The organism is Saccharopolyspora sp. 6V, assembly GCF_020176785.1.
GTDB lineage: Bacteria > Actinomycetota > Actinomycetes > Mycobacteriales > Pseudonocardiaceae > Saccharopolyspora_C > Saccharopolyspora_C gregorii.
In genome coordinates this window covers 1-3,471 of sequence record NZ_JAIUKB010000223.1, presented here as the reverse complement: position 1 = coordinate 3,471, position 3,471 = coordinate 1, and the positions used below count along the sequence as shown (strand labels likewise).

Here is a 3,471-nt window from a genome sequence, read left to right as displayed (position 1 = left end):
CCCACCCACCCCCGCCGCTCCGTGACGAGCCGCATACCGCGGAATGCCACCACCGCGCACGCGTGTTTGAGCCGACGAGACCCGCGGGAAGACAACGAGGAGTTTCACGGACGAGAGAGGTGACCATGACCGGCTTCTTCGGCTCCGGAGGGTTCGGTTCGAGCCCCTTCGACGACTTCCTGGCCCGCTACCTCTCCGGTGGCGACGGCCCGAACCAGCCCCAACGGGTCGACCTCACCCGCCTGATGAGCAGGCACGCCCAAGACCTGGTGGCCAACGCCGCCCGCCTCACCGTCGAACACGGCGGCCGCGACCTCGACACCCACCACCTGCTGTGGGCCGCCACCCGCTCCGAAACCACCCGCGCCATGCTGGAACGCGCCGGAGCCGACCCCGACCCGCTCGCCCAGCGCATCGAACAGCAGCTGCCCACCGGCGACGCCGTCGAACAACCACCCGCGCTGACCCCCGCGGCCAAGCGCACCCTGCTCGAATCGCACCAGATCGCCCGCGCCGTCGGCGCCTCCTACATCGGCCCCGACCACCTGCTGCTCGCGCTGGCCGCCAACCCCGAATCGCAGGCCGGGCGCATCCTCGCCGCCGCCCACGTCACCCTCGAATCGCTGCAGGCAGGCCCCGCCGACCCGGCGCAGCCGCGGCCCGACACCGCCGAGACCAGCAGCACCCCCACCCTGGAGCAGTTCGGCCAGGACCTCACCACCAAGGCCCGCGACGGCGGCCTCGACCCCGTCATCGGCCGCGACGAGGAGATCGAGCAGACCATCGAAGTGCTCTCCCGCCGCACCAAGAACAACCCGGTGCTCATCGGCGAAGCCGGCGTCGGCAAGACCTCCGTCGTCGAAGGCCTCGCCCAACGCGTCGTCGACGGCCAAGTGCCCGACGTGCTCCAGGACAAGCGCGTCGTGCAACTCGACCTCTCCGGCGTCGTCGCAGGCACCCGCTACCGCGGCGACTTCGAAGAACGCATGAACAAACTCCTCGACGAGATCAGCAAGAACCGCGACCGGCTGATCATCTTCATCGACGAGCTGCACACCGTCGTCGGCGCAGGCGGCTCCGACGGCGCCGTCGACGCGGGCAACATGCTCAAACCCAAGCTCGCCCGCGGCGAACTGCACGTCGTCGGCGCCACCACCCTCGACGAATACCGCACCAACATCGAGAAGGACGCCGCGCTGGAACGCCGCTTCCAGCCCATCACCGTCGACGAACCCAGCGTCGCCGACACCGAACGCATCCTCTGCGGCCTCCGCGACCGCTACGAAGCCCACCACCAGGTCCGGTTCCACGACGACGCCATCCGCGCCGCCGCCGAACTCGCCGACCGCTACATCACCGACCGGTTCCTGCCCGACAAGGCCATCGACCTCATCGACCAGGCAGGCGCCCGCAAACGGCTGCGCACCGGAACGCCCGACACCGACCTGCGCGAACTCGAACAGCGCAACGACGAACTCAGCCGCGACAAGGCCCAAGCCATCGCCGAAGAGGACTACGAACGCGCCGCCAACCTCCGCGACGAGATCGTCGCGGTCCGCGAACGGATCCGGTCCCAACGCCAAGGCGGCGGCGGCATCCCCGTCGTCGGCCGCGAAGAGATCGCCGACGTCGTCTCCCGCGCCACCGGCATCCCCGCCACCCAACTCACCGAGCAGGAGAAGACCCGCCTGCTCAACCTCGAAGAACAACTGCACAAGCGCGTCGTCGGCCAGGACGAAGCCGTCCACGCCATCGCCCGCGCCGTCCGCCGTTCCCGCACCGGCATGGGCGACCCCAACCGGCCCGTCGGCACCTTCCTGTTCCTCGGACCCACCGGCGTCGGCAAGACCGAACTCGCCCGGGCGCTGGCCGAATCCCTCTTCGGCGACCAGGACCGCATGGTCCGCCTGGACATGAGCGAATTCCAAGAAGCCCACACCGCCAGCCGCATGGTCGGCTCCCCACCCGGCTACGTCGGCTACGGCGAAGCCGGCCAACTCACCGAAGCCGTCCGCCGCCGCCCCTACTCGGTCATCCTCCTCGACGAGATCGAGAAGGCCCACCCCGACGTGTTCAACACCCTGCTGCAAGTCCTCGACGACGGCCGCCTCACCGACGGCCAAGGCCGCACCGTCGACTTCAGCAACACCGTGCTGATCATGACCAGCAACCTCGGCTCCGACATCATCTCGCAACGCTCCGGAGTCCTCGGCTTCTCCAGCCGCGGCCAGGAACAAGCCGACGAACCCGCCCGCGACCGCCTCATGGCACGACTCCGCGACGCGTTCCGGCCCGAATTCCTCAACCGCATCGACGAAGTCGTCATGTTCCGCAGGCTCGAAACCGACCAGCTGCACCGCATCACCGAACTGCTGCTCGGCGACACCCGCGAACGCCTCGGCACCCAGGACATCGAAGTCGACTTCAGCAACGCCGCCGTCGACTGGATCACCGAACACGGCCACCAACCCGACTACGGCGCCCGCCCGCTGCGACGCACCATCCAACGCGAAGTCGACGACTCCATCTCCGAACTGCTCCTCGAAGGCAAGCTCGGCGAAGGACAACGCGTCGAGGTCGACACCTCCGGCGACCAGCTCACCTTCCAGATCAGGCCCGCCCTCGAAACCGGCGCCGGAACCTCCTGACCCCACCGGCACCCGAAAAAGTCAGCACGGAGGGTGACCGAGCCGATGCGATGAGTTACGATGATGATCGCCGCCGCACCTCCCCCTCGTGCGGCGAAGGACGCCCAGGGCTTGGACCCCCAGCAAGCCCTGGGCGTCACTCACGTCCGGAACCTGCTCACTCCGCCAACCGCGCCGGAAAACCACCCGTCGCGATCGGGCCCCACGACTCGATCGACACTCGGATCAGCGACTTGCCCTGCTTGCGCATCGCCTCCCGGTACTCGTCCCAATCCGGATGCTCACCCGAGATGCACCGGAAGTACTCCACCAGCGGCTCCACGCTCTCCGGCGGATCCACCACCTCCGCCGAACCGTCCACCTGCACCCACGGACCGTTGAACTCATCCGAGAGCACGCACACCGACACCCGGCCCGACCGGCGCACGTTCACCGCCTTCGCCCGCTCCGGATACGTCGACACCACGATCCGCCCCTGCCCGTCCACCCCGCACGTCACCGGCGAGATCTGCGGACGACCCGACGCCCGCTCCGTCACCAGCAACGCACGATGACGCGGACGCACGAACTCCAACAGCTCCGGGAACTCGACCCGATCATTGGTGGCGATACTGGGGGCCACAGCGGTCCTTCCGACGCACGACGAACTGACGGCCGAAAACCTACCCCAACCACCCGGCCACCACCCCGCACCACCACCGACCCGCGTGACGATAACCGCCGCCCACACAGGTGTTTCCACCGATCACGCGCGCCATGTGAGTGACGAAAGACCCTGCGATCTGCGCACCCGCCCCCGTAGCCTCGCACCACGGCCCCGCCC

2 protein-coding genes are annotated in these 3,471 nt (G+C 68.8%); one reads left to right on the top strand and one right to left on the bottom strand.

The annotated features are described in order from the left end of the window. The first annotated feature begins 125 nt into the window (after window positions 1–125). Window positions 126–2,648, top strand: coding sequence for an ATP-dependent Clp protease ATP-binding subunit (locus LCD35_RS29580; protein WP_224963254.1), 2,523 nt, complete (start codon window positions 126–128; stop codon window positions 2,646–2,648). Window positions 2,649–2,805: 157 nt separating this feature from the next. On the opposite strand, the gene LCD35_RS29575 is transcribed toward LCD35_RS29580, so the two are convergent. After that, window positions 2,806–3,270, bottom strand: coding sequence for a PPOX class F420-dependent oxidoreductase (locus LCD35_RS29575; RefSeq protein ID WP_224963251.1), 465 nt, complete (start codon window positions 3,268–3,270; stop codon window positions 2,806–2,808). Window positions 3,271–3,471 lie beyond the last annotated feature (201 nt).